Here is a 23,936-nt window from a genome sequence, read left to right on the forward strand (position 1 = left end):
CAACGGCTCCACTACAGCGAAGCCGCCGCCTTCCCGACAGCCCCAGGCACCCAAATCCTCGATGCCGCTTGACAGTTCATCCGCATCGGATGTCTACGTCCCGACCGACGAGGGCTGGCTCTACCTCGCCACCGTCATCGACATCGCCTCGCGCCGCGTGGTCGGCTGGGCCACCGCCGATCACCTGCGAACCGATCTGGTCGCCGAGGCCCTCACCGCAGCCTGCCGGCAGCGCCGCCCCACCGGTCCGGTGATCTTCCACTCCGATCGCGGCTGCCAATACACCAGTCAGCAATTCGCAGCGCTGGCCGCAGAGTTCGGGATCCAGCTGTCGGTCGGCCGCACGGGACAGTGCTGGGACAACGCGCTCGCTGAGTCGTTCTTCGCCACCATCAAGCGCGAGCTGCTGGGCACCGCGACCTGGCCGAGCCGGGCCGCCGCCCGCACCGCGATCTTCGACTTCATCGAAAGCTGGTACAACCTGCACCGTCTGCACAGCAGCCTCGGCTACCGCAGCCCAGCCGAATACGAGGCAGCACACGCAGCCTGACCACCACACCGTTGGTGTCCGTCAAAGCGGAACAAGCTCACCATGTCGTCCCGGCATGCGGCGTGCTCATGGGCGTCTTGGTGGCCGTCGATGGTGTGGGATCTTCGGCAGCAGGCGCGAAGGGAACCGGCAGTGGGTCAGGAGCGGTTGGGATCCCTCCGGCCCTCAATCGCCGATCGCTGTGACAACCGGGGTGCGGGCGAGTCGATCGACGCACTGTCAGAACTGATGGGCGGCTTGGGGCCGAAGAGCATAGGATCGCCCTTCGTCATGCGGTCAAGTGATGGTGCCCCATTGGTGAACTTTCAATCGGTCGGTGCAAGTTGACTGATGAGACGGTGACTCCGGGTTCCTCAGGTGGCGATGCCACGCGCTCGCGGCTCTACGAGTCCCTCGTGAGATGGCACTTCGCATGGAAGAGACGCCGTGCGGGCGTGATCGCGATTGCCGGACATCACCACTCGAATCAGGTGGTTCCGTTGGGCCGGATGCTCGCCTGGTTCTTGCGGATCCCGCCCGATTCGGCTGCGAGTGTCAAGCTGCGGATCCCGCTCGAGGTGCCCGTGGTTGTGATGCGCACGTGGCGGGACGAGGCCGCGGTGCTTGCCGCGCTGAAGGGGGTGAGCCCCGAGTCGGGCTTCGTCACCCCGCGGTGCCTCGTCGCCTTCGCGGGCGCATCGGTGCACAGGTACGAACCGGGCACGGTGCTGTCGGAGATTCTCGGTCCGCTGGGTGGGGACATGCTGCGTGACCTTGCGGAGGTCTTCGCAGGCACGGCTGTCGTCGGGGCGGACCAGCTTCCGGCCCTGCCGGTCGGCTGGCCACAGGACCACAAGAGCAGCGACGCCTTTCTCGATTACCTCGTCCACTACGCCGAGCACCGGGTGCACCGGCGCCATCGTCCGGTGTTCGGCGCGCTGTTCGACGGACTCGGGATACCGGTCGACGCGCTGGCCCGCTTTCGCGCGAAGGTGAGTTCCCGTACCCCGGAGTTGCAGCGGAGGCCTTATGCCCTGCTGCACACCGATCTCCATCGGGACAACATCGTGCTGCTGGACGCCGGGGGCTTGTTCATCCTGGACTGGGAGCTCGCCACGTACGGTGACCCCCTGCACGACCTCGCCACCCATCTGGTGAGGATGAGGTACACCGACGACGAGTGCGAGCGGATGACGCACCTCTGGGAGGAGGCGCTCGTCCGGCAGGGCTGTTCCGCGATGACCGCCGGACTGCGTACAGATCTGCAGGCTTACCTGGATTTCGAGTACGCGCAGTCCGTCTACGCGGACGTGGTCAGGGCGGCGGTGGACCTGGGGAGGCGGCCGGGATGCCCTCGCCTCGGGCCGTCCGTCGCCAGGGTGCAGCGTGCTTTGACGCGGGCGGAGGAGGCGATCGGCCTGACCGTGCCCTCGTACGGCGAGATCGAGGTCGCGCTGGCCGACTGGCACGCGCTGCGACACCCGGAGCGCCGTCGGGGACGGACCTTCAGGGTGTGTGCGCCCCGCAAGCGGGCGGCCGCACGTTGAGGCCGAGGTGACGGAGGGCTCACAGCCCCAGCGACATCCAGTGCCCCGGCACCTCCAGCGGTTCGAAGCCCACCTTCGCGTACACCCCGTGCGCGTCGTGCGTCGCCAGCAGCACACGCCGTACGCCGAGGCCCTCGAGATGGTCCCGGGCGGCCGTTGCCAGGGCGGTCGCCAGACCGTGGCCGCGGGCGGCCGGGGTGACGTAGACGTCGCAGAGCCAGGCGAACGTCGCGTGGTCGGTGACGACGCGGGCGCAGGCGACCTGGGTGCCGGACTCCCTGTCGTACACCCCGAAGTTGAGGGAGGCCGCGATGGCGGCGTCCTGGACGGCGCGGGGGCGGCCGAGGGCCCAGTAGGCGTCGGTGGAGAGCCAGTGGTGGACGAGGGCGGCGTCCACGCGGGCGGGGTCGGCGGAGATCTCGTACCGGTCGTCTCTCATGGGGCCCGAGGGTAGGGGATGCGGCTTTGTGCAGCACTGCTTACCGGTGCGATGAAGGACTATTAACTGGACCTTGAGGGTGCTGTGGGCCCACGCTCGATGGCATGGGTATTCACGTACCGCTGATCACGCCCTTCGACGAGGCCGGCCGGGTGGACGCCGCCGCGCTGGAGCGGCTGGCGCACGAGATGGCCGACGGGGGTGTCGCCGGGCTGTTGGCGCTGGGGACGACCGCCGAGGCGGCGATGCTGGACGAGGCCGAGAAGGCGGTCGTCCGGGCGACCGTGGGGCGCGTGTGCCGGGAGCGCGGGCTGCGGTTCACCGTGGGCGCCGGCGGGCCGGACACCCGCAGGGCCGCGGCGGAACTCGCGGAACTGGACGCGGACGCCGCCCTCGTCTCCGTGCCGTCGTACGTCAGGCCCTCCCAGGACGGGGTCGTCGCGCACTTCGAGGCCCTGGCCCGGGCGTCCGCCGTGCCGCTGGTCGTCTACAACATCCCGTACCGCACCGGGCTCGCCCTCACCGCCGACACGGTGCGCAGGGTCGCCGCGATCGACGGGGTCGCCGGCTTCAAGCACGCCGTCGGCGGCATCGACCAGGACACCGTCCTGCTGGTGCGGGAGGTGCCGCTGTACGCCGGGGACGACGTCTTCGCGCCCGCCCTGCTGGCACTGGGCGCCGAGGGGGCCATCACGGCCTCCGCGCACCTGGCCACCGAGCAGTGGGTGGAGCTGGCCCGTTCCCACGATTCAGCACGCGGGCAGGCGCTCGCGAGGCTGGCCGCCGCCCTCTTCGCCGAGCCGAACCCCACGGTGATCAAGGCGGTACTGCACGCCCAGGGACGCATCCCCACCCCCGACGTCCGGCTGCCGCTGCTGCCCGCCGGACGACCGTCGCTTGAGACGGCCCTCCGGGCACTTGCCGCATCGGGGGATACTCGGGACCGTACGTACGCACTGATCGGAGAGACCGGATGAGGATCGGAATCGTCGGAGCCACCGGCCAGGTCGGCGGTGTCATGCGCAAGGTGCTGGCCGAGCGCGACTTCCCGGTGGAGCAGCTGCGGCTGTTCGCGTCGGCCCGTTCGGCGGGGCGCACCGTGCCGTGGAAGGACGGCGAGGTCACGGTCGAGGACGCGGCCACCGCGGACTACACCGGTCTCGACATCGTGCTCTTCTCGGCCGGCGGCGCCACCTCCAAGGCGCTGGCCCCGAAGGTCGCCGCCGCGGGCGCGGTCGTGATCGACAACTCCTCCGCCTGGCGGATGGACCCCGAGGTCCCGCTGGTCGTCTCCGAGGTCAACCCGCAGGCGATCGCCGACCGCCCCAAGGGCATCATCGCCAACCCGAACTGCACCACCATGGCCGCGATGCCCGTGCTGCGCCCGCTGCACGAGGAGGCGGGGCTGACCGCGCTGGTCGCCACCACCTACCAGGCGGTCTCCGGCTCCGGCCTGGCCGGTGTCGCCGAGCTCGACGGCCAGGTGCGCAAGGTCGCCGACCGGGCGACCGAGCTGGCCTTCGACGGCGAGGCCGTGGAGTTCCCCGAGCCCGCGGTCTACCAGCGGCCCATCGCCTTCAACGTCGTCCCGCTCGCCGGGAAGATCGTCGACGACGGCCGCTTCGAGACCGACGAGGAGCAGAAGCTCCGCAACGAGTCCCGCAAGATCCTGGGCATCCCGGAGCTCAAGGTGTCCGGCACCTGCGTCCGCGTGCCGGTCTTCTCGGGGCACTCGCTGCAGGTCAACGCCCGTTTCGAGCGTCCGGTCAGCGTGGCGCGCGCCTACGAGCTGCTGGCCGCCGCCCCCGGCGTGGAGCTGTCGGAGATCCCCACCCCGCAGCAGGCCGCGGGCAAGGACCCCTCCTACGTCGGCCGGATCCGCCAGGACGAGACCGTCGAGCACGGCCTCGCGCTCTTCCTCTCCAACGACAACCTCCGCAAGGGCGCCGCGCTCAACGCCGTCCAGATCGCGGAGCTGGTCGCCGCCGAGCTGCGCGGCTGACCCCGCTCGCCCCTCCGGATGCCCCGGCGCCGACCGCGCGCCGGGGCATCCGCCGTTCCCGCTCGACCCCGTGCTTGACCCTCACACCGTGTGAGGCGGTGGACTCGGAGACGTCATGTTCGGAATCGGAGACTTCGCCAGGCACGGCCGCGTGTCGGTCCGCATGCTGCGTCACTACGACGCCGTCGGACTGCTGCGCCCCGACCGTGTCGACCCCGCCACCGGCTACCGCAGCTACGCCGCCGGGCAGCTCGCCCGGCTCAACCGCATCATCGCCCTCAAGGACCTCGGCTTCACCCTCGAACAGGTGCGGTCGATCCTCGACGAGGAGGTGAGCGCGGAGGAGCTGCGCGGCATGCTGCGGCTGCGCCGCGCCGAGCTCGCGGCCGCGATGGCCGCGGACGCGGCCCGGCTGGCGGGGGTCGAGGCGAGACTCCGGACCATCGAGAGCGAGGGACGGATGTCCACGGACGACGTGGTGATCAAGAGGGTGCCGCCGGTGCGGCTCGCGGAGCTGACGGCGACCGCCGCCGGGTTCGAGCCGGGGCAGATCGGGCCGGTCATCCAGCCGCTGTACGAGGAGCTGTGCCGGCGGCTGGACGCGGCGGGGGTGCGCCCGGCGGGGCCGGGGATCGCGTACTACGAGGACGCGCCGGAGGGGGAGGGCGCGATCCTCGTCCACGCGGGGCTGCAGGTGGCGGTCGAGCCGGACGACCGGTACGACTTCGCGGTCGTCGACCTGCCCGAGCTGGAGAGCGCGGCGACGATCGTCCACCGGGGAGCCATGGACGACGTGCTGCGCAGCGTCCAGGCCCTGGCCCGGGGGATCGACGCCCACGGCCACCGGTCCGTCGGCTACCCCCGCGAGCTGTACCTGGAGTGCGAGGGGCATCCCGACACCTGGGTGACGGAGCTGCAGGAACCGGTGGCCACGGGGGCGTGAGCGGTCACCCCATCGGCTTCCCCTGCTGAGCCGCCTCGGCGACCAGCTCGAAGGCCGTCCGGCCGTCCAGGGACTCGCGGATGAGGTCCGCGTGCCCGGCGTGCCGGGCGGTCTCCTCGATCAGGTGGAGCAGGATCCAGCGGGCGCTGACCTTCATGCCCGGCGGGTTCCAGGGCGCGTCCGGCAGCGGCACCACGACGTCCAGGTCGGGCAGAGCCAGGATCGCCTCCTCGGTCTCCCGGCCGATCCGGGCGTACTCCTCCAGCCGGCCGGCGAGGGTCTCGCCCTCCAGCAGGCGGAAGCCGTCGACGTAGTCCGCCTCGGTGCCCTTCTTGTCCTCGTGGCCGAGCAGCAGGCCCTGCACCCAGGACTCCTCGGTCCTGGCGACGTGCTTGACCAGTCCGGCGAGGTTCATCTCGCTGACGCTCGGCCGCGAGGACGCCTGCTCGTCGGTGAGTCCGAGCACGGCCCGGCGCACCCCGCCGCGCTGCGCCTCCAGGTAGGCCAGGAGTGCGTCCCGTTCGCCCGTCTCGTTCCGTACCACTGTCGGCATCGCGCGCTCCCCTTGGTCGTGGGTCCTTGCCACGGGCGCCGGCCTTCCGGCGTCCTTGGCGTCTTCGACGGTACGCAGCCTTGCGGTCAGTTCCGGTCCGCAATGGGCCGGGATGTGAAAGCGCCGTCGGACAGGACCGGGACCACGGACGCCGCGCCGGACTCCGTCGCGATGGCGACGTCCTCCGGGAAGCCGCCGCCGGCCAGCTCACGTCCGGAGGCGCAGGACGCGACGGCCGCGGCGGGGTCCGGGGTGCCGGTGAAGGCCGCGACGGCGGTGCGCGCCTCGGGGGAGAGCGTCACCGCCGGGGCGTGCTCCCGCAGCGCGGCGACGACCGCCCCGGCACCGAGCAGGTCCTCCAGTGCGGGCCGCAGGGTCCCGTCCGGCCAGCGCTCACCCGCGGCGATCACCGCGACGGGGCGGTTCCTGGTGCCGTAGCCGTGCCGCGAGAGCCACGCGCCGACGGCGGGCGCGTTGCGCAGGGAGGCGGCGACGACGGTCGCCGCCTCCCCGGCCGCGGCGGCGATCGCGGACCCGTTGGGCGAGGGCAGCACCAGCCGCGGCGTGTACGGCGCACGGCGCAGGGCGGCGGGGGACAGCGACCACGGCGAGCGTTCGCCGGCCTCCCGTCGACCCACCGCCAGCCGCGCCCCGACCCGCCGTGCGTACGCCGCGGCCGTGGCGTCGCGCCACGCGTACGGGTGCACCGCGGTGCCCGCCTCGACGGCCACCGTCACCGAGGTGGTGAACGACAGCACGTCGACGACGACCAGGCAGGCCACCGCCGCGCCGATCCGCCGGGCGCCTTCCGGTCCCCACTCGAACCGCACCCCGTGACCCGTCTGCAGAAACCATTCGTCGCTCATGGGCGACGACTATGCCGCCGCGGAGCGCTCCCGCACATCGGCGACCACGCAACTGACGTTGTCCGGACCGCCGGCGGCGTTGGCCAGCCCCACCAGCTCGCGCACCGCCGCCCCGGGGCCGGTGCCGGAGGCGAGCACCCGGCGCAGCTCGTCGTCCGGTACGACGGTGGACAGGCCGTCCGTGCACAGCAGATAGCGGTCGCCGGGACGCGGATCGTGCAGCCGCAGGTCGGGCAGGCGGCCCGCGGGACGGGTGCCGGCGCCCAACGCCCTTACGAGCAGCGACCGCTGGGGGTGCGAGGCGGCCTCGGCCTCGGTCAGCCGGCCCTCGTCCACCATCGACTGCACCATCGTGTGGTCGTGCGTGATCCGGAACAGCTCGCCCTCGCGCAGCAGGTACGCCCGGGAGTCGCCGATGTGGACGAGCGCCAGCCGCTCCCCGGTCCACAGCAGAGCGGTGAGCGTGGTGCCCGACTCCGCGAAGCCGCGCACGGTCTCGTCGGCCCGGTCGAGGGCGTCCTGCAGCACGTCCAGCAGCCCGCCCGAGGCGGCGCCGGTCTCGAGCTCCCTCAGCGCGTCGACGGCGGCGGCACCCGCGGGTGCCCCCTCGCCGCCGAAACCGTCGGCCACCGCCAGCAGCCGGGCGCCGGCGTAGGCGGTGTCCTGGTTGCCTTCCCTGACGAGTCCGGCATCGGAGAGGGCGGCGTAGCGCAGTTCCAGGGGGTGGTTCGCGTCGTTCACGGCGGAGTCCTTCCGGGACAGGTGATCGACGAGGAAGGCGGCCAGATCCCCGAGCGCATCGTGCGCGGCCTCGGCCCGTGCCCAGTACGCCCGGACCTCCCGCGCGGCGGCGGGCGCGTCCAGCGCGCACACCTCCCGTATGCGGGCCAGCGGCATCCCCAGCCGCCGCAGCCACGCCACCAGCCGGGCCCGCTCCAGCTGGGCGGGCGCGTAGTGGCGGTAGCCGGTCAGCGGATCGACCCGCGCGGGCGTCAGCAGCCCCAGCTCGTCGTACAGCCGCAGCGCCTTCGGCGACAGCCGGGACGCCTTGGCGAACGCCCCGATCGTCAGCGATTCCATGGCGGGCTCCCTCCCTCGGGCCGGGCACGCCGCCCGGCCGCTTCGATGCTGTGGCCTGCCCCAAGGTGAAGGTCAACGGGCCGCCCGGGCCCGGTTCACAGGGCGATCGGGCGGTAGGCGAGGGCGGCGTCGACGATCCGCCCGGGCGAGGCGTCCTCGAGGCCGGCCGGAGGGCGGAAGATCAGGTCGCAGGCCCGGGGGTGGAGGGTGTTGCAGTCGAAGAGCAGCAGGTAGTAGTCGGCGTCCTCGCCGGCCGGATCGGCCGTGATGCGGCGGACGATCTCGACGAGTTCCTCGCGTGTCACGTCGGCCACCCGCGGCCGGGCGGGCCGGGCCGCTTCCCGGGCGAACTCCTCCAGGCCGCGGGACGCGTGGTACCAGGCGAAGTCGGACGGCAGGTAGGTGTGGCCCGTGCGCTCGTTGAACGCGGCCACGGCCTCCTCGGCGGGCCCGCCGGACCCGGCCAGGTCCGCGATGCGCTCGATCTCGCGGGCGACCTGCGTCAGGCGTTCCGGGTCGACGGGCGGCGGGAGCAGTTCGGGGCGCAGGTCCACGGCCGCATTATGCGCGCCGGGGCGGACAGCGGCGGGGTCCCACGAGGCCCCGCGGCGGCCGCGGGGCCCGCCGGCTGGGCCGGGCGATGGATGTCACATCCCCGTAACGAGACTTTTGCAAGCACCTTGCTTGCAAAAGTTAGCACCGCGCGGCATCCTCGGAGGCATGGCTTCACTGAACGTCGGCAACCTCGGGGAGTACCTGCGGGAGCAGCGCCGCAACGCGCAGCTGTCCCTGCGTCAGCTCGCCGACGCCGCGGGGGTGTCCAACCCCTACCTCAGCCAGATCGAGCGCGGGCTGCGCAAGCCCAGTGCCGAGATCCTGCAGCAGCTCGCCAGAGCGCTGCGCATCTCCGCCGAGACCCTGTACGTGCAAGCCGGGATCCTCGACGAGCGGGACCAGGACGCGGGGATGGAGGTACGCACCGCCATCCTGGCCGACACGGCGATCAACGAGAAGCAGAAGCAAGTCCTCCTGCAGATCTACGAGTCGTTCCGCAAGGAGAACGCCGCAGTGGAGGAAGCTCTTGACGAGCAGCCCGCTGCGCCGCGCGAGCACGTGGCGAAGAAGGCCGCGAAGAAGGCCGTCGCCGTACTGAAGCCGAAGGCGGCCGGACCGGACGGCGGCGGTGGCGGCGACGCCGCGGCCGCCGGCTGACCGGCGCACCCCGTTCGCACGGACCAGCGGACTCGACAGACGTAAACGCCACCATCCTCATACGGGAGAAACCCTCATGGCGATCACCGACGACATCGTGAAGACCCTCAAGGACCCGACCCCGCTCTACGCGCTGGCCGGCACCGCGGACCTTGCCGCCGAGAAGCTCAAGGAGGTGCCGCCGCTGATCGAGAAGATCCGCGCCGAGGCCCCCGAGCGGATCGAGAAGATCCGCGGCACCGACCCGAAGGCCGTCCAGGAGAAGGTGACCGCGCAGGCCAAGGACGCGCAGACCAAGGCGCAGGCCAAGGTCAACGACCTCCTCGGCACCATCGACGGCGACCTGCGCAAGCTGCGCGACTCCGCGCAGGACTTCGCGCTGCAGCAGGTGGGCCGGGCCGCCGAGTACGCGGTCCGCGCCAAGGAGGCGTACGACGGGCTGGCCGAGCGCGGCAAGGACGCGGTCGCCACCTGGCGCGGCGAGGCCGCCGAGCAGGTCGGGGACATCGCGGTCGCGATCGAGCCGGAGCCCGTCCCGGCGGCGCGGCAGGCGCCGGTCTCGGACGCCAAGCCCGCCCCGGCCCCCGCCCCGGCCCCCGCCGTGGCGCAATCCTCGGCGCAGGACGGCCAGGCGAAGAAGGCCCCCGCCGCGAAGAAGGCCCCCGCGGCCAAGAAGCCCGCGACGCCGGGCAAGCCCGCTTCCTGAGCGGCCGGTACATCACGGGCCGGGCACGCACGGCGTGCCCGGCTCGTTGTGCCGGTACGGTGGGAGCCGACGACGGAGGTGGACGGCAATGCTGGTTACGGGTTTCCTCGGTGTGCTGGGACTGGTGTCCTGGGCGCTCTTCCTGCTCGCGGTCTTCGCGTTCGTCAACGCCGCGATCCATCGTGAGGACGCCTACCGTGCGGCCGACAAGAACACCAAGGCGTTCTGGCTGATCATTCTCGGCATCTCCGCCGTGGTGATGAAGATCTTCTCGATCCTGTCGTTCCTGCCGGTCATCGGCCTGATCGCGGTGATCGTGTACATGGTGGACGTGCGCCCGAAGCTTCGCGAGGTCGCGGGCAAGGGCGGCCCCCGTCGACGCGGCGGCAGCAGCAGCGACGGCCCGTACGGCCCCTTCAACCGCTGAGGCGGCCGGCCGCCGAACCGGGCCGAAACCGGGCTCTCCCCGACCGGGGCACCCCCCGACCGCGGCGCCCCCGGACCGGGGCGACGCCCGACCGGGGCCCGCCCCGTCGATCAGGCGCCCGACTCCAGCAGCATGAGAGCGACGTCGTCCGTCAGCTCCCCGCCGTTGAGTTCCCGCACCTCCGTCATGGCGGCGTCCAGCAGCTCCTCGCCGGCGAGCCCGGCGGACATCTGCCGCCCCACCAGCTCGACCATGCCCTCCTGGCCCAGCCGCTGCGCGCCCAGACCGACCCGGCCCTCGATGAGCCCGTCGGTGTAGAGCATCAGGCTCCACGCCTCGCCCAGCTCGAACCGCGCACCCTCCCAGCAGTCCTTCTGGGGCAGCAGCCCGAGCGCCGGGCCGCCGTGCTCGTACGGCAGGAGCTGCGGCGCCATCCCGGACAGGGAGAGCAGCGGCGCCGGGTGGCCGGCCAGCCACAGGTCGGCGGCGCGGCCGTCCGGGCTGATGTCGACCTGGCAGAGGGTCGCGAAGATCTCCTCGTCGGACCGCTCGTGCTCCAGCACCTGCTGGAGCGTGCCCAGCAGGCCGGCGCCGCAGAGCCCGGCGAGGATCAGCGCGCGCCAGGCGATCCGCAGTTCCACGCCGAGCGCGGCCTCGTCCGGGCCGTGGCCGCAGACGTCGCCGATCATCGCGTGCACGGTCCCGTCCGGGGTGCGGACGGTGTCGTAGAAGTCGCCGCCGAGCAGGGCGCGGCTGCGGCCGGGCCGGTAGCGGGCGGCGAAGCGCAGGTCGGCGCCGTGGAGGAGCGGGGTGGGCAGCAGTCCGCGCTCCAGCCGCGAGTTCTCCTGGGCCAGCAGCCGCGTCTCGGTCAGCTGGCGCTGCGCGACGTCGGCGCGCTTGCGCTCCACGGCGTAGCGGATCGCCCGGGTCAGATGGGACGGTTCCAGGTCGGCCGGGGTCAGATGGTCCTGGGCGCCGACGCGGACCGCCTCCGCGGCGCGCTCGGCGTCGGTGTCGCCGCCCGCGGTGAGCACCAGCACCGCGGTGCGCGGGGCGAGCCGCAGCAGCTGCCGCAGGCTGTCCATTCCGTCGGAGCCGGCGCCCTCGGCGGTACGGGCGGAGAGTTCCAGCAGGATGCAGTTGACGTCGTCCCTCAGCAGCCGCTCGGCCTCGGTCAGGTTGCGGGCGCGGCGGATGCGGACCCGGGTGCCGGAGACGTCGAGCAGGTCGGGGACGGTGAAGGCGCCCGCGGGGTCCTCACCGATGGCGAGCAGGGTCAGGGCAGGGGAGGTCCGGCCGTCGGCCGGGGGTGTTTCCCGGCGCGGCCCCGGCACGGCGGCGTACTGGTCGGTGCGCCGCTCGGTCGCGGACATCGGCGACATCGGACAATTCCTTCCCTCCCCCCGAGGGCAACGTCCCGGAGCGGTCGGATCGGTCGGATCGGTTGCTCTGCTCCGAGCACACTGAAGGGCGACCATAGCGGTAGCGCCCGGCGGCGGGGGAGGCCCTGCCGGTAAACCACCGGTGTCATATGCCGTTCTGAGCTGCGGATTTCGACCGCGATAGGACGAACCGGGCATGACCAACGTCACGTTTGCCCCGTCGCGGGGTGGTGCGGGTCACGCGGCGGCGGTCACAGGACCCAGGTCACACCGACCGGGCCGGGCGCCGTTCCTTCCGGCCCGGGCCGGACGTTCACGCGGGTCGGGTCGGGTCGGGTCGGGCCGGGCCGGGCCGGTGCCGCGCCACGGGGCCGGGGTCATCCGGGGCGTACGACGCCGAGGATGGGCATCGACCCCGCACCCGCCATGGTGATCCGCCGCCCGGGGCGCGGCGCGTGGACGATGGCGCCGTCGCCCACGTAGATGCCGACGTGGCCGGCGTCCTCGAAGTAGACGACCAGGTCGCCCGGCCGCATCGACGCCACCGGGACGCGGGGGAGGAGCCGCCACTGCTCCTGGGAGGTACGCGGGATGCCCACCCCGGCCGCGCGCCAGGCGGCCTGCGTCAGCGCCGAGCAGTCGTAGGCGGCGGGCCCGCCCGCGCCCCATCGGTAGGGCTTGCCGATCTGCGCCGTGGCGAAGGCGACGGCGGCGGCGCCCTGCCGGGTGGCGCCCGCGGCATTGCGGCGCAGGCGGGCGGCGGCGTCGGTCCGCAGCCAGGCGACCTGCGAACGGTAGGCGGCCTCGTCCTCCAGCCGTTCCAGTCGCGCCCGCTCCCGGGCCTCCAGCCCGGCCAGCAGTGTCCGCGCCCGGGCCAGGCGCGTGGTGATCTCCCGCTTGGCGTCGGCCGCCTTCTTCTGGTCGGCCATGAGGCGCTCCCAGGCGACGGTGGCCGAGTGGGCGTAGGCGCCCAGTTCCGCCGTGGTCGTGCGCAGTTCGTCGATCGTCGCGTTCGCGGCCTGCGCGCCGCGGTCGGCGAGGACGAGGCCGTCCAGGAACGCGTCCGGGTCGTCGCCGAGCAGGAGGCCGACGCCGGGGCCGATCCCCCCGCCGCGGTACTGGGCACGGGCGAGCGCGCCGGCCTGGGCGGTCAGGGTGCGCAGCCGGGCCTGCTCCCGGTCGATGACGCGGGCGAGCGCGACGATCTCCTTCTGCTGGGCGAGGACGCGTTCGTGCGCGGCGTTGTAGGTGCCGGTGGCGCGTTCCGCCTGCCGGTAGAGGGCGTCGACCTCGGCGCGCACGTCCTGCAGGGTGCGCCGGGGGCTGGGGGGATCGGCGTGCGCGGCCGGGACCGGGGCGGCGAGGAGCAGCAGAACGGCACAGGCCAGACCGGCCGTACGCTTCATGCGGGCACCTCCGCAGCGTATCTGACGAACCGTCACATGGCTGGGGATGGTGCCATGGGAGGCGCCAATCGGCCAGAGCCGCGGGCGGACGTCTTCGTGCCCGGTGGATCCGGCGGCGGCGCCGTGCCGTCCTCCGGCGCGGGACCCGGTGCCGCGGAGCGCGTCCCGAACGCGGTCTCCCGGGCGGCCGCTTCGCCCTCCCGCGTCCCCCGGCGCCGGGGGACGCGGGGTCAGGCCGGGGCCAAGGCCTCCCAGCGGACGGTCACTTCGCCCTGGCGCCAGCGGGCCGGGGCGTCCGTCACCGGCCAGCCGCCCGGACCCGCCAGGCTGCGGACCGTGCGGATCCAGCGCTGCCGGGCGCCCAGGGAGGCGAAGGGCGCGGCCGCGGCCCACGCGCGGTCGAAGTCGGTGAGGAACGCGTGCACCGGCTCGCCCGGCACATTGCGGTGGATCAACGCCTTGGGCAGCCGCTCCGCCAGGTCGGAGGGACGCTCCAGGGAACCGAGCCGGGTGGCGAAGGTCACCGTGCGCGGTCCCTCGGGGCCGAGCGCCACCCAGACGTGGCGGCGGCCGATCTCGTCGCAGGTGCCCTCCACCAGCAGCCCCTCCGGCGCGAGGCGGGCCCGCAGCCGTGTCCACACCTCGGCGACCCGCTCCTCGTCGTACTGGCGCAGTACGTTCGCCGCCCGGATCAGGGCCGGCCTGCGGCCGTCCGGCAGGGGCACCTCGAAGCCGCCGTGCGCGAAGGAGAGCCCCTCGCGGGCGTACGGCCGGGCCGCGGCCACCCGGGCCGGGTCGATCTCGATGCCGACCACCTCGGCGTCCGGGCGGGCGGTGCGGAGCCGTTCCAGCAGCTCAAGGGCCGTCCACGGTGCGGCGCCGTAGCCCAGGTCCACGGCGAGCGGATCGTCGCAGCGGCGCAGGGCGGGGCCGTGCGCGGCGGCGATCCAGCGGTCCATGCGGCGCAACCGGTTGGGGTTGGTCGTCCCCCGGGTCACCTCTCCGACCGGCCGTGTCGCGCGCATGCGTCGAGCCTATGCGAGGCCGGGCGCGCCGGATCCGGGCCAGGTTCTCGGTCACGCTTTGGCAAAGCGGAAATGGATCTAGGCTCTCCGCCGGTTGTTCCTGTTGAAGGGTGCCGTCCGCTCGGCCGCCCTTCCGAGAAGTGGAGGACGCGACGTGAGCCAGTACGTGGCGAAGCTGACCGGCGGTGCACAACGCCGGTTCCGGCGCCATGCCGTCGGTGGGCGCCGCCCGCGGCGCGTGGCCATGCTCAGCGTGCACACCTCTCCCCTCCACCAGCCGGGCACCGGCGACGCGGGGGGCATGAACGTCTACATCGTCGAGCTCGCCAAGCGGCTCGCCGAGGGTCCCGGCGTCGAGGTCGAGATCTTCACCCGCGCCACCACGGCCGCCCTGCCGCCCACGGTCGAGCTGGCCCCCGGCGTCCTGGTGCGGCACGTCGACGCCGGCCCGTACGAGGGCCTGGCCAAGGAGGACCTGCCCGCGCAGCTGTGCGCCTTCACCCACGGGGTGATGCACGCGGAGGCCAGCCACCGGCAGGGCCACTACGACCTGGTGCACTCGCACTACTGGCTCTCCGGCCACGTCGGCTGGCTCGCCTCCGAGCGCTGGGGCGTCCCGCTGGTCCACGCCATGCACACCATGGCCAAGGTCAAGAACGCCGCCCTCGCCGAGGGCGACACCCCCGAGCCCACGGCCCGGGTCATCGGCGAGACGCAGATCGTCTCCGCCGCCGACCGGCTGATCGCCAACACCGCCGAGGAGTCGGACGAGCTGATCCGGCACTACGAGGCCGACCCGCGCAAGGTCGCCGTCGTCCACCCCGGGGTGAACCTGGACCGCTTCCGGCCGGACGCCCACGGCGGCCGTGCCGGGGCCCGGGCGCGCCTGGGCCTGCCGCAGGACGCGGTGATCCCGCTCTTCGCCGGACGGATACAGCCCCTCAAGGCGCCGGACATCCTGCTGCGCGCCGCGGCGATCCTCGTGGCGGAGGACCCGTCCCTGCGCGACCGCCTGGTCGTCCCCGTCGTCGGCGGGCCGAGCGGCAGCGGGCTGGCCAAGCCCGAGCGCCTGCACAAGCTCGCGGCCCGGCTCGGCATCTCCGACCTCGTACGGTTCCAGCCGCCGGTCGCCCAGGACCGGCTCGCGGACTGGTACCGGGCCGCGTCCGTGCTGGTCATGCCCTCGTACAGCGAGTCGTTCGGGCTGGTCGCCATCGAGGCGCAGGCCTGCGGCACGCCCGTGGTGGCGGCGTCGGTCGGCGGTCTGCCGGTGGCCGTGAAGGACGGCGAGACCGGCTTCCTCGTCGCGGGGCACGAGCCCGCCGACTACGCGCGCGCCCTGCGCCGCTTCGTGGACCACCCGCAGCTGGTCCCCGGCATGGGGGCGGCCGCGGCCCGGCACGCGGAGTGCTTCGGCTGGGACGCGGCGGCCACCAGGACCGCCGAGGTGTACGCGGGTGCGATGGCGGAGCGGCGCCGTCGCCTACGATCGCCGCATGGGTGAGCGGGAGCAGACGGCGGCACGCGCGGCGGTCGAGCGGGCACTGAAGGACGCGGAACTCGACTGGGAGACCGGCGCCGCGGGTGAGTACGTCGTCAAGCTCCCCGGCACGCGCAAGCTGTCCACCACCGTCGCCCTGGCCGTCGGGCGGCACACCCTCACGGTCAACGCCTTCGTCGTGCGCCGCCCCGACGAGAACCACGAGGCCTTCTACCGCTGGCTTCTGGAGCGCAACACCCGGCTGTACGGGGTGGCCTACGCCATCGACGCGCTCGGCGACGTCTACCTCTCCGGCCGTCTGCCGCTGGTCGCCGTCGTCCCCGACGAGGTCGACCGGCTGCTGGGCGCCGTCCTGGAGAACGCCGACGGAAGCTTCAACACGCTGCTGGAACTGGGCTTCGCCTCCGCGATCCGCAAGGAGTACGCGTGGCGAACCTCGCGCGGCGAGTCCACGCGCAACCTCGACGCGTTCACCCATCTGACCGGCAGGGCGGAGGAGCCCGCCGAATAGCGGCGACGCGCTCTTCCCCCGCCGAACAGGGCGCCGCGCCGCGCCGCCGGCCGCCCGGAGCGGCGGGAACCCCGGGGCGTACGGGAACCCCTGGGGCGTACGAGGACCCGCGCGCGGGCCCGGGCTCAGTCCGCCGTCGGCTCCGGCACCCTCGCCGGGGCCGGAGGCACCGCGTCCACCGGCTCGCCCGGGGCCCGGCGCTCCCGCAGCAGCAGCCAGTACCCGGCACCGGCCACCGTGCCGACCACGGCGCAGGCCCCCCACACCACGCCGCCGCCCCACCGGTCCAGCGCCAGGCCGCCCAGCAGCGGCCCGGCGAAGGAGGCCGCGGGCCAGGCCAGGGAGTACATCCCCTGGTAGCGGCCCCGCGCGTGGGCCGGTGACAGATCGGCGACCAGCGACATCGACGCCGGCGCGTGCAGGATCTCGCCGATCGTCCACACCGCCACCGTGAACGCGTAGAACGCGACCGTCCCGGCGAAGGCGGTGAGGCCGAAGCCCCAGCCCATCAGCAGCGTGCCGGCGGTGAGCAGCGCCGCCACGCTCCGCCGCTCCACGAGCCGGGTGAGCGGGATCTGCAGCAGCACGATCAGCAGGCCGTTGAGGCCGATGACCAGGCCGTACTCGCTCGCGGTGAAGCCTTGCCCGCCCATGTGGACGGAGAGGGTCGTCGAGCCCTGCTGGGTGACCGTGCCCAGCAGGAACGTCAGCGCGACGAACGCCATGAAGCGCCGGTCGCGCAGCACGACCCCGAGGCCGACCCGGGACTCCTTCGCCCCGGCGGCGTCCGCCGGCGACGGGCCGGAAGTCGCGGGCTCGCGGCCCGGCATCGACTCCGGCACCTTGGCGTAGATCACCAGTGCGCAGAGCACCGTCATGAGCGCGTCGCCGAGGAACAGCCAGAAGTAGCCCTGCGAGGCGATGAGGCCGGCGGCCGCCGAGGAGACGGCGAAGCCGATGTTGATCGCCCAGTAGTTGAGCGAGAACGCCCGCACGCGGTCCGCGGCGGGCACCACGTCCGCCATCATCGCCTGCACCGCGGGCCGCGAGGCGCTGCTCGCCAGGCCGATCACCAAGGCCACCGTCGCGATCGCCACCTGCCCGTGGACGTACGCCAGCGTCGCCGTGGCGGCCGCGGCGGCGAGCTGCGCCAGGAGCATCGTCGAGCGCCGGCCGACCCGGTCGGTCAGCACCCCGCCGACGACCGCGCCGAAGGCACCGCCGAGGCCGTAGAGGGAGGCGACCAGACCGGCGTAGGTGGCGGAGTAGCCCTGGTCTCCGGTGAGGTAGAGGGCGAGGAAGGTGACGACGAAGCCGCCGAGCCGGTTGACCAGCGTGCTGGTCCACAGCCACCAGAAGGTCCGGGGGAGTCCCGAGACGGTCTCCCGTACGGCACGTCTGACATCGGGCACGGCGGCGGCTCCTCGCGGCGTCGGTGGCGTGATGGGCGTAATGGGCCAGGGCGGCTCGCGCAGCTTACATCCGCCCTCCGGAGGGCGCCAAAGGGTTTTCTCTTAGACTCCTTGGCATGGCTGAAGCTCCGTACAAGCTGATCCTCCTCCGCCACGGCGAGAGCGAGTGGAACGCTAAGAACCTCTTCACTGGCTGGGTTGACGTCAACCTGAACGAAAAGGGCGAGAAGGAGGCGGTCCGGGGCGGCGAGCTGCTGAAGGACGCCGGACTCCTCCCCGACGTCGTCCACACCTCCCTCCAGAAGCGCGCGATCCGCACCGCGCAGCTGGCCCTCGAGGCCGCCGACCGGCACTGGATCCCCGTCCACCGCAGCTGGCGCCTCAACGAGCGCCACTACGGCGCGCTGCAGGGCAAGGACAAGGCGCAGACCCTCGCCGAGTTCGGCGAGGAGCAGTTCATGCTCTGGCGCCGCTCCTACGACACCCCGCCGCCGCCCATCGAGGACGGCAGCGAGTTCTCGCAGAGCGACGACCCGCGCTACGCGTCCATCCCGCCGGAGCTGCGCCCGCGCACCGAGTGCCTGAAGGACGTCGTCGAGCGCATGCTGCCGTACTGGTACGACGGCATCGTCCCGGACCTCCTCACCGGCCGCACCGTGCTGGTCGCCGCCCACGGCAACAGCCTGCGCGCCCTCGTCAAGCACCTCGACGGCATCTCCGACGCCGACATCGCGGGCCTGAACATCCCCACCGGCATCCCGCTCGCCTACGAGCTCGACGCCGACTTCCGCCCCGTCACCCCCGGCGGCCGCTACCTCGACCCCGAGGCGGCCGCGGCGGCGATCGAGGCCGTGAAGAACCAGGGCAAGAAGAAGTAATCCGGCACGATCAAGCCCCCTGCCTGCGATTTCTCCGCGGGAAGGGGGCTTGTTGCCGCTCTGGGGCCGTCTCTGGGCCGTCAGCCGGTTGATCGGGCCATGCTCAGTCCCTCAGAAAATCCGGCTCCGGCCGTTCTCTTGTCTCCGCCTGTTCCCGCCAGGCAGATCCGCGACACCTTCCGCTCACACCCACAAGCCCAGATCATCGAATCCCTGCCGGGCATGGGGCCCATCCTCGGCGCCGAGTTCGTCGTCGCCGCAGGAGACCTCGCCTCCTTCACCGACGCCGGGAACCTCGCCTCCGCCGCCGGCCTCGTTCCCGTCCCGCGAGACTCAGGACGCCGCACCGGCAACCTTCACCGACCCAAACGCTACAGCCGCCGCCTGCGCAGGGTGTTCTACCTGTCAGCCCAGACCAGCATCATGCGCGAGGGACCGAACCGAGACTTCTACCTCAAAAAGCGCGGCCAAGGACTCACGCACGTCCAAGCCGTCATCGCCCTCGCCCGACGACGAGTCGACGTCCTGTGGGCGCTCCTACGCGACAACAGGCTCTTCACCCCAGCCCCGCCGGAGCCCGCAGCGGCTTGACTCAGTCATTGAAACTCCCGCCCAAAGCCTCTCCACACCAGCCGCGTCGTAGAGCGCGGCAGTCACTGCGGGATGTCTGATGTGGCACGAGGCCAGGAACCTCTGCACTCCTTGACCGCTAATCCCACCAGAAGGTCCACGCTGCTGCGTCCACCAGTTCCTCGGCGTAGCCGGTGAGGGTGTGTGGGTGCCTGCCTTGCCAGATGTTGTCGGGGCAGAATGCGAAATGCTCGGCCGCGACCCGGAGGGCTTCTTCGGCAGTCGTGGGAGGGGCAGCCACGCTGAGGTACAGCTCGGCGAAACCGACGCCGACGACACGGGCCCCGAAGCGGCGCTCCCAGTCGAGGACAACGGCAGCGATCTCCCCTGTGTCGTTGGTGTAGTTCAGCGGCCCCTGCCAGCCGCATTCTCGAAGCGCCTCCGCTCCAGAACCAGCCGGCACCAACCCCAGGCGCAGGGAAGGGTCGGCTGCCAATAGCTCTGCGGCGTATGCAGCCGCCCGCTGCCCTGCCGAGGTCCGCATCGCAGCCGCCGGTGCCAGACCGGGCCAGAACTGGCCGTAGGGCGCGGTTACCGCAAGACGCCTGGCTACGTCGCGTTCGTCGTCGCCGTCTTCCGTGGCCGTGTAGGTGCTCCACCAGTGGGACAAGAGGGTCTGCGGATCGTGCGACCTGGGGTCGGAAAGCTTGTCCAGCCAGAGCTCGCCCGAGCCCCAGGGTCGGAAATCTTCGTCGTCATCCAGACCGGTCAGGAGCAGCGGCCAGAGGCCGAGAGAGTCGTGAGCAGAGCACAGCTGGGCCCAGATGTCGGGATCGGCGGCGCCGTCGCTCATCCAAAGGACTGGGGGACCGTCTCCTTCGTCGGCGTGGACCGTCGTGCCGGGCGGCAGGGGCACGGGTGCACGATGCTCGTCCGTGGCGCCAAGCAGCGCGGCAAGCTCAGCAGGCAGAGTGTTCACGCGCCGCACTGTAAGGCAGGACTCCGACAGCAAGGCTGCCAGATCGCTTAGGGGGCGTGCCACAGCCGTGCCACGTAGGGCGGTGTCGAACGGGGAGCCACGGGGAACAGCGGTGACGGATCAACGATGCCGCAGTTCAGCGTCCGCCCAGGTGGGGCGCAGTCCGTAGCCTCAGTCTTCCAAACTGGTGCTCCACGGCCCGTGCAGAGGCGTATGCGAAGCGGATCGGCTGTCCAATCCACGGTCGGGATCCCCGTCACCGTGCCGATCAGCCAGTCGGCTGGAGCAGCTAGTTCACCGATGAGTCCTGGATGCGCTCGATGGCCCGCAAGACCTCAGCCCGATTCTTCGCCCTCTTGATCCAGGCTGGGAGCCGGGCAATGAGCGTCATCCTTACGCGCGCCTTCGCGTCCCAAGGAGCCCGTTCACGCAACGGCGCCTGAACAAACCGCTTGATCAACTCCAGGTGCTCAGGGTTGTAGGCCCATAGCCAGCCGTGACGCGTCTCCGACTGCAACCACAGTGGCAGGCCGAAATATGGATCTACAGCCTCCCCCGCGCCCCGAAAGAGGCGAACACCACTGGCCGCATGGCGCGTCAAACCACACGCCCGGCAGACTAGCCGACGCTGCGCGAGCACCGAAGGGGCTTCGCCCTCAGTCGCGGGTGCGGCCGGAACCACATGCGCAATGCTGGCGCAATTCGGGCACCGCACAAGTACATGATCAACGAAGTCGTACTTCGTGTGCCGGGGATCCCGGAACCGCTGGGGCGAGAGCATGGCGTCAGTATGCGATCCCTGGCCTGGCCAAGTGCGAGGGGGGAGAGCCGTGCCCCTTGCGTGCCTGATCGCACGGGAAACCGCGGGGAACCACGATGTCATCGAGCACGAAGAAGGGGCGCCCCCGTGTCTCGGGGCACCCCTTCCGTCCAGCGCTTTCGCCGACCTGTTGCGGAGAGTGTGGGATTTGAACCCACGGTGACATCGCTGCCACGACGGTTTTCAAGACTGCTCCGCCCGAGGCGACCCGTTGCCGACACCTCCGTATAGCCCCCACTCGTCAAGGCCGGAGTAGATCAACGCAGTACGCCCCCTTGGAAAGGACAAGCATCGCGCCTCGCCTGTGTAGATGGCGACCAGCGAATCCGCACCACGCCACCAGTTGTCAGCGAGCCCTTGTACCTCCAGGACCGGTTCCATGGCATCAAGTTCGATGCCATCGACGTCATCGCCCGTGATCTTCGTGATCTGCTTGGCCCACATCGACGCGTGACGAGTCAGCGCGAGCGCCTCGATCCACCCTTCGACACTCGCGTGCAACGGCGCCCAGCTGTCCGCTTGGATCCCAAACTCACCAGCCGGGCCGATCATGAATGCGTAAGGAACGGCGGTCCGCTGTGGGCCGGCCTCGAACCACCAGCCCTCGGAGGACGTTCCTTCGGGGGAGTCCGCGTCGAAGTACTTCGGCCCTCCGTCGTACTGGGAGGCCGGCGGCAGGAGCAGGCCGCCCCAGTGCTCCTGGTAGGCCGCCATGCGGTCAACGACATCCGCTGGGACTTCCCGGTCAAGCCACCACTGCCTGTGCTGCTCGACAGACCGGGTATCGACCCTGATTCCGTGCACAGCGACAAAGTTGCGAGCCCTCCGAGTCAGCCCGCCGGGGACATCCTTGATGAGGTTGAGATCCACCAGGGGGACGCTACCCGTACAGCAGCGACGTACCGCAACCCCAGCGCCCGCCCGCGATCGGCAGCGGTCGCCATGAGCTCAACTTCGGCCAACATGATTGTGACCGACCGTTCTCTCTAGAGCTGCGGATCAGAAGGTGCGGCGCAACGGATGGCCTGGCTTCCTGGGCCGTCTCTGGGCCGTGCGAGGTTGCTCAACAGCGGCCAACGACGACCAATGACACCCACTCAGGCGCACCGAGGCACCGCTCGGACCAGCGAAAACGCAGGTCGCCGTGATCTCGGGCAAGACCCAGGGCAAGAAGAAGTAAGAATCGCGATCATGCCGTGGAACCCCTCTGGAACCTCAGCCCGTGTGATCTTGCGGCCGGAGAGCTTGCCCGAGGGCCTTCCGGCCCCGGTCCCGGCTGCTCGGCATGAGGTGCGCGGACACCTTCGGCGTCGGCCCCGGATCGGAGTGCCCGAGGTATTCCGCGAGGGCGGTAACGCGGTGTGTGCCTACTGGGGGGCGCTACTGGGGAACTTCAGTAGCGCCCCCCCAGTAGGGACTTGTGGGGCGGCCGGCGGGGCGTTTCACAGCCCCAGCACCTCGCCGTACTTGATGGCCCCGTAGGGCAGCGCGAAGCCGAACGGGGTCAGCGACTTTCCCAGCGGGTACGTCTCCTCGGTGCTGCTCGGCGCGAACCAGACGCCACCCGACGTGGGCTCACCGGCGTTCTCCCCGGGCGCGCTCACTGCGGTGTCCCACAGTCCGTCACGGTTGTAATCGCCGATGGCCACCCGGGCGCCGAAGCGGTCGCCGGCCTCGGCCGTGCCAGGCATGTTCGGGGTGCTCTGGCTGCGGGCCAGACCGCCGTAGAGGCCGCGCGCCGTGCCGTTCATGGTGACGTAGCCGCCCGCGTCCTTGACGGTGCCCACGTCCTCGCCGGGCACGCCGACCACCAGTTCCGGACGGCTGTCGCCGTTCAGGTCGCCCGCGGCCAGCGCGGCGCCGAAGTCGTCGCCCTCCTCGGCGGTACCGCCGACCTCCGGGTTCGACTGGGTGATGCACTCGCTCCCGGTGCCGAAGTTCGCGGTCTTCGAGCCCTTGAGCAGGAGCACCGCACCGCCGAGCCGGTCCTCGCAATGCGTGGTCTCCGACTCGGGGTTGGGCTGTACGAGGCCGACCGCGAGGTCGTCCGTGCCGTCCCGGTCGAAGTCGGCGGCGGCAAGCGAGCTGCCCCGGTCGGCGTCGGCGTACCACTGAGCCGGCTTGGCCTGGTCGTCCCAGCGCGTGATGAAGGTGCCGGAGTCCTCCATGCCCTGCCAGGTGGCGGCGAGGTCGTCTCGGCCGTCGCCGTCGAAGTCGCCGGTGGCCAAGTCGCGGGTGGCGCCGCCCATGCTGTAGCGGCGCAGGGTGGTGGTCGTCACGGGGTCTGCGGTGAGCGGGCCCGGGCGGAACCGGAGCGAGCCGCTCTCCTCGCTGTTCTCGCCGTACGCGAGGTCGGTGTCGCCATCGCCGTCGTAGTCGCCCGTGGCGATGGTGCGGCCGATGCTGCTGAACTCGCCCACACCCCTGGCCACGGTGGTGCCCTTGACGTTCCACCCCGAGCCGTCGAGGACGGTGATGGTGCCCTTGTCCTTGAGCTGATCGGAGGTGAGCGACTCTCCGCTCGCGCCGACGACGAGCTCGAAGACGCCGTCGCCGTTCACGTCGACGGGTGCCACGGAGGACCCGAAGCGGTCGCCCGCCTCGGGCGTGCCCGGTATGCCGGCCCCAGCCTGGCTGATGACGCCGGTGGACTGGCTCGGGCTCTGCGGGCCGCCATAGATCACGCTGATGTAGCCGGCCTTGGCCTTGCCGTCCACCGTGGCGTTGGGCATGCCGACCGCGATGTCCGCGTATCCGTCGCCGTTGAAGTCGAACCGCGGAGTCGTTGCAGCCGCGGCGCTCCCGGCGAGTGGCAGGGTCAGACCGGCGGCGGTGAGGGCCGCTGCTGCGGCGACGGCCAGGGTGCGTGCACGCACGGTGGAACTCCCTTAGTCGAAGGGGGCAATAGGAGCGAAGGTTCTCGGAGATGTGACTCACGAGGTGTACGAAGAGTTGTGTGGAGGTGGCGGAACACGGCTGAGTGGGTGGTGGTGTGCACCCCGCCACCCAGTAGCTGTGCGTAACGGATCGCGCCTCCGGCGTAGGCATCCGTCCTCGATGGCGGCCGAGAGCACGGCGCGGACGTTGGAGAAGATGACGCGCACGTACGAGCAGGCAAGGAGCCGGCCCGATTCGCGGCCAGCGTACG

Annotated in this window: 24 protein-coding genes and 2 pseudogenes; 12 read left to right on the plus strand and 14 right to left on the minus strand. The window is 71.9% G+C overall.

The features are described 5' to 3' along the window. Positions 1-550 (plus strand): IS3 family transposase (locus AB0F62_RS18750; RefSeq protein WP_361799671.1); only part of this gene is annotated, 550 nt, incomplete at its 5' end. A 434-nt stretch (positions 551-984) separates the two neighbouring features. Then, on the plus strand, positions 985-2,076 hold the full coding sequence (locus AB0F62_RS18755; protein WP_361799674.1) for an aminoglycoside phosphotransferase family protein: 1,092 nt from the start codon (positions 985-987) through the stop codon (positions 2,074-2,076). A gap of 19 nt (positions 2,077-2,095) precedes the next feature. Here the strand turns inward: AB0F62_RS18755 and AB0F62_RS18760 are convergent, their stop codons facing one another. Further along, the gene (locus tag AB0F62_RS18760) at positions 2,096-2,515 is read right to left on the minus strand and encodes a GNAT family N-acetyltransferase (RefSeq protein WP_361799677.1); all 420 of its coding nucleotides are present in this window, start codon (positions 2,513-2,515) and stop codon (positions 2,096-2,098) included. Positions 2,516-2,619: 104 nt separating this feature from the next. Here AB0F62_RS18760 and AB0F62_RS18765 point away from each other — a divergent pair, with 104 nt between their 5' ends. From AB0F62_RS18765 to AB0F62_RS18775, 3 genes are all read left to right on the plus strand, one after another. After that, on the plus strand, positions 2,620-3,492 hold the full coding sequence (locus tag AB0F62_RS18765) for a dihydrodipicolinate synthase family protein (RefSeq protein ID WP_361799680.1): 873 nt from the start codon (positions 2,620-2,622) through the stop codon (positions 3,490-3,492). Next, entirely contained in the window at positions 3,489-4,517 is a 1,029-nt protein-coding gene (locus AB0F62_RS18770; protein ID WP_361799683.1) for an aspartate-semialdehyde dehydrogenase, read from the plus strand. Before AB0F62_RS18765 ends, AB0F62_RS18770 begins: the two co-directional genes overlap by 4 nt. 115 nt (positions 4,518-4,632) lie before the next feature. Next, on the plus strand, positions 4,633-5,460 hold the full coding sequence (locus AB0F62_RS18775) for a MerR family transcriptional regulator (RefSeq protein WP_361799686.1): 828 nt from the start codon (positions 4,633-4,635) through the stop codon (positions 5,458-5,460). Between the two features lie 4 nt (positions 5,461-5,464). Here the strand turns inward: AB0F62_RS18775 and AB0F62_RS18780 are convergent, their stop codons facing one another. The 4 genes from AB0F62_RS18780 to AB0F62_RS18795 all read right to left on the minus strand — a co-directional run bounded on the left by AB0F62_RS18780 (position 5,465) and on the right by AB0F62_RS18795 (position 8,513). Then, positions 5,465-6,013 (minus strand): DinB family protein, encoded by a 549-nt coding sequence (locus tag AB0F62_RS18780; protein WP_361799689.1) that lies wholly within the window; start codon positions 6,011-6,013, stop codon positions 5,465-5,467. 86 nt (positions 6,014-6,099) lie between these two features. Further along, positions 6,100-6,879 (minus strand): 2-phosphosulfolactate phosphatase, encoded by a 780-nt coding sequence (locus AB0F62_RS18785; RefSeq protein ID WP_361799692.1) that lies wholly within the window; start codon positions 6,877-6,879, stop codon positions 6,100-6,102. Positions 6,880-6,888: 9 nt separating this feature from the next. Next, a complete protein-coding gene (locus AB0F62_RS18790; RefSeq protein ID WP_361799695.1) occupies positions 6,889-7,959 on the minus strand; it encodes a MerR family transcriptional regulator in 1,071 nt (356 codons plus the stop codon). 95 nt (positions 7,960-8,054) lie between these two features. Then, the gene (locus tag AB0F62_RS18795; RefSeq protein ID WP_361799698.1) at positions 8,055-8,513 is read right to left on the minus strand and encodes a bacteriocin immunity protein; all 459 of its coding nucleotides are present in this window, start codon (positions 8,511-8,513) and stop codon (positions 8,055-8,057) included. A 166-nt stretch (positions 8,514-8,679) separates the two neighbouring features. Between AB0F62_RS18795 and AB0F62_RS18800 the strand changes: the two genes are divergently transcribed. The 3 genes from AB0F62_RS18800 to AB0F62_RS18810 all read left to right on the plus strand — a co-directional run bounded on the left by AB0F62_RS18800 (position 8,680) and on the right by AB0F62_RS18810 (position 10,304). Further along, entirely contained in the window at positions 8,680-9,171 is a 492-nt protein-coding gene (locus AB0F62_RS18800; protein ID WP_361799701.1) for a helix-turn-helix transcriptional regulator, read from the plus strand. Between the two features lie 76 nt (positions 9,172-9,247). Beyond that, complete coding sequence (locus AB0F62_RS18805; RefSeq protein WP_361799704.1) at positions 9,248-9,877, plus strand: hypothetical protein; 630 nt, start codon at positions 9,248-9,250, stop codon at positions 9,875-9,877. Positions 9,878-9,965: 88 nt separating this feature from the next. Next, positions 9,966-10,304 carry a DUF2516 family protein gene (locus AB0F62_RS18810; protein ID WP_361799707.1) on the plus strand — a complete coding sequence of 113 codons (339 nt, stop codon included), beginning with the start codon at positions 9,966-9,968 and terminating at the stop codon, positions 10,302-10,304. Positions 10,305-10,414: 110 nt separating this feature from the next. On the opposite strand, the gene AB0F62_RS18815 is transcribed toward AB0F62_RS18810, so the two are convergent. From AB0F62_RS18815 to AB0F62_RS18825, 3 genes are all read right to left on the minus strand, one after another. Then, on the minus strand, positions 10,415-11,686 hold the full coding sequence (locus AB0F62_RS18815; RefSeq protein ID WP_361799710.1) for a SpoIIE family protein phosphatase: 1,272 nt from the start codon (positions 11,684-11,686) through the stop codon (positions 10,415-10,417). Between the two features lie 377 nt (positions 11,687-12,063). Next, positions 12,064-13,092, minus strand: a complete 1,029-nt coding sequence (locus AB0F62_RS18820) for a C40 family peptidase (protein WP_361799713.1) — start codon at positions 13,090-13,092, stop codon at positions 12,064-12,066. A gap of 230 nt (positions 13,093-13,322) precedes the next feature. Further along, positions 13,323-14,117, minus strand: a complete 795-nt coding sequence (locus tag AB0F62_RS18825) for a class I SAM-dependent methyltransferase (protein WP_361799716.1) — start codon at positions 14,115-14,117, stop codon at positions 13,323-13,325. A gap of 175 nt (positions 14,118-14,292) precedes the next feature. Here AB0F62_RS18825 and mshA point away from each other — a divergent pair, with 175 nt between their 5' ends. Together mshA and AB0F62_RS18835 are read left to right on the plus strand one after the other, a co-directional pair. Continuing rightward, entirely contained in the window at positions 14,293-15,621 is a 1,329-nt protein-coding gene (mshA, locus tag AB0F62_RS18830) for a D-inositol-3-phosphate glycosyltransferase (RefSeq protein WP_361799959.1), read from the plus strand. Continuing rightward, a complete protein-coding gene (locus AB0F62_RS18835; RefSeq protein WP_361799719.1) occupies positions 15,614-16,129 on the plus strand; it encodes a YbjN domain-containing protein in 516 nt (171 codons plus the stop codon). The genes mshA and AB0F62_RS18835 overlap by 8 nt, the downstream gene beginning before the upstream one ends. Positions 16,130-16,254: 125 nt before the next feature. Here AB0F62_RS18835 and AB0F62_RS18840 read toward each other — a convergent pair whose 3' ends face one another. Further along, positions 16,255-17,541, minus strand: a complete 1,287-nt coding sequence (locus AB0F62_RS18840) for an MFS transporter (RefSeq protein WP_361799722.1) — start codon at positions 17,539-17,541, stop codon at positions 16,255-16,257. 116 nt (positions 17,542-17,657) lie between these two features. On the opposite strand from AB0F62_RS18840, the gene AB0F62_RS18845 reads away from it, so the two are divergent. Further along, positions 17,658-18,419 (plus strand): phosphoglyceromutase, encoded by a 762-nt coding sequence (locus AB0F62_RS18845; protein ID WP_018559609.1) that lies wholly within the window; start codon positions 17,658-17,660, stop codon positions 18,417-18,419. A 159-nt stretch (positions 18,420-18,578) separates the two neighbouring features. Then, positions 18,579-19,010, plus strand: a pseudogene (locus AB0F62_RS18850) (transposase); the annotation flags it as partial. Between the two features lie 118 nt (positions 19,011-19,128). On the opposite strand, the gene AB0F62_RS18855 reads toward AB0F62_RS18850, so the two are convergent. From AB0F62_RS18855 to AB0F62_RS18875, 5 genes and pseudogenes are all read right to left on the minus strand, one after another. Then, positions 19,129-19,968, minus strand: a complete 840-nt coding sequence (locus AB0F62_RS18855) for a DUF4253 domain-containing protein (RefSeq protein ID WP_361799726.1) — start codon at positions 19,966-19,968, stop codon at positions 19,129-19,131. Between the two features lie 289 nt (positions 19,969-20,257). After that, positions 20,258-20,749 (minus strand): hypothetical protein, encoded by a 492-nt coding sequence (locus tag AB0F62_RS18860; RefSeq protein ID WP_361799729.1) that lies wholly within the window; start codon positions 20,747-20,749, stop codon positions 20,258-20,260. A 222-nt stretch (positions 20,750-20,971) separates the two neighbouring features. Further along, entirely contained in the window at positions 20,972-21,658 is a 687-nt protein-coding gene (locus AB0F62_RS18865) for a hypothetical protein (RefSeq protein ID WP_361799732.1), read from the minus strand. A gap of 345 nt (positions 21,659-22,003) precedes the next feature. Next, positions 22,004-22,144, minus strand: a pseudogene (locus AB0F62_RS18870) (site-specific integrase); the annotation flags it as partial. Between the two features lie 86 nt (positions 22,145-22,230). Then, positions 22,231-23,664: an FG-GAP and VCBS repeat-containing protein gene (locus AB0F62_RS18875; RefSeq protein ID WP_361799735.1), complete on the minus strand. Its 1,434-nt coding sequence runs from the start codon at positions 23,662-23,664 to the stop codon at positions 22,231-22,233. Positions 23,665-23,936 lie beyond the last annotated feature (272 nt).

The sequence above is a fragment of the Streptomyces sp. NPDC026673 genome (genome assembly GCF_040638135.1).
In the GTDB taxonomy this organism is placed as follows: domain Bacteria; phylum Actinomycetota; class Actinomycetes; order Streptomycetales; family Streptomycetaceae; genus Actinacidiphila.

Excerpts from the sequence above, each read along its gene's own strand:
- AB0F62_RS18760 (WP_361799677.1), bottom strand. The coding sequence starts at position 2,515 with ATGAGAGACGACCGGTACGAGATCTCCGCCGACCCCGCCCGCGTGGAC.
- AB0F62_RS18765 (WP_361799680.1), top strand. The coding sequence starts at position 2,620 with ATGGGTATTCACGTACCGCTGATCACGCCCTTCGACGAGGCCGGCCGG.
- AB0F62_RS18770 (WP_361799683.1), top strand. The coding sequence starts at position 3,489 with ATGAGGATCGGAATCGTCGGAGCCACCGGCCAGGTCGGCGGTGTCATG.
- AB0F62_RS18775 (WP_361799686.1), top strand. The coding sequence starts at position 4,633 with ATGTTCGGAATCGGAGACTTCGCCAGGCACGGCCGCGTGTCGGTCCGC.
- AB0F62_RS18780 (WP_361799689.1), bottom strand. The coding sequence starts at position 6,013 with ATGCCGACAGTGGTACGGAACGAGACGGGCGAACGGGACGCACTCCTG.
- AB0F62_RS18785 (WP_361799692.1), bottom strand. The coding sequence starts at position 6,879 with ATGAGCGACGAATGGTTTCTGCAGACGGGTCACGGGGTGCGGTTCGAG.
- AB0F62_RS18790 (WP_361799695.1), bottom strand. The coding sequence starts at position 7,959 with ATGGAATCGCTGACGATCGGGGCGTTCGCCAAGGCGTCCCGGCTGTCG.
- AB0F62_RS18800 (WP_361799701.1), top strand. The coding sequence starts at position 8,680 with ATGGCTTCACTGAACGTCGGCAACCTCGGGGAGTACCTGCGGGAGCAG.
- AB0F62_RS18805 (WP_361799704.1), top strand. The coding sequence starts at position 9,248 with ATGGCGATCACCGACGACATCGTGAAGACCCTCAAGGACCCGACCCCG.
- AB0F62_RS18810 (WP_361799707.1), top strand. The coding sequence starts at position 9,966 with ATGCTGGTTACGGGTTTCCTCGGTGTGCTGGGACTGGTGTCCTGGGCG.
- AB0F62_RS18815 (WP_361799710.1), bottom strand. The coding sequence starts at position 11,686 with ATGTCGCCGATGTCCGCGACCGAGCGGCGCACCGACCAGTACGCCGCC.
- AB0F62_RS18820 (WP_361799713.1), bottom strand. The coding sequence starts at position 13,092 with ATGAAGCGTACGGCCGGTCTGGCCTGTGCCGTTCTGCTGCTCCTCGCC.
- AB0F62_RS18825 (WP_361799716.1), bottom strand. The coding sequence starts at position 14,117 with ATGCGCGCGACACGGCCGGTCGGAGAGGTGACCCGGGGGACGACCAAC.
- AB0F62_RS18835 (WP_361799719.1), top strand. The coding sequence starts at position 15,614 with ATGGGTGAGCGGGAGCAGACGGCGGCACGCGCGGCGGTCGAGCGGGCA.
- AB0F62_RS18845 (WP_018559609.1), top strand. The coding sequence starts at position 17,658 with ATGGCTGAAGCTCCGTACAAGCTGATCCTCCTCCGCCACGGCGAGAGC.
- AB0F62_RS18860 (WP_361799729.1), bottom strand. The coding sequence starts at position 20,749 with ATGCTCTCGCCCCAGCGGTTCCGGGATCCCCGGCACACGAAGTACGAC.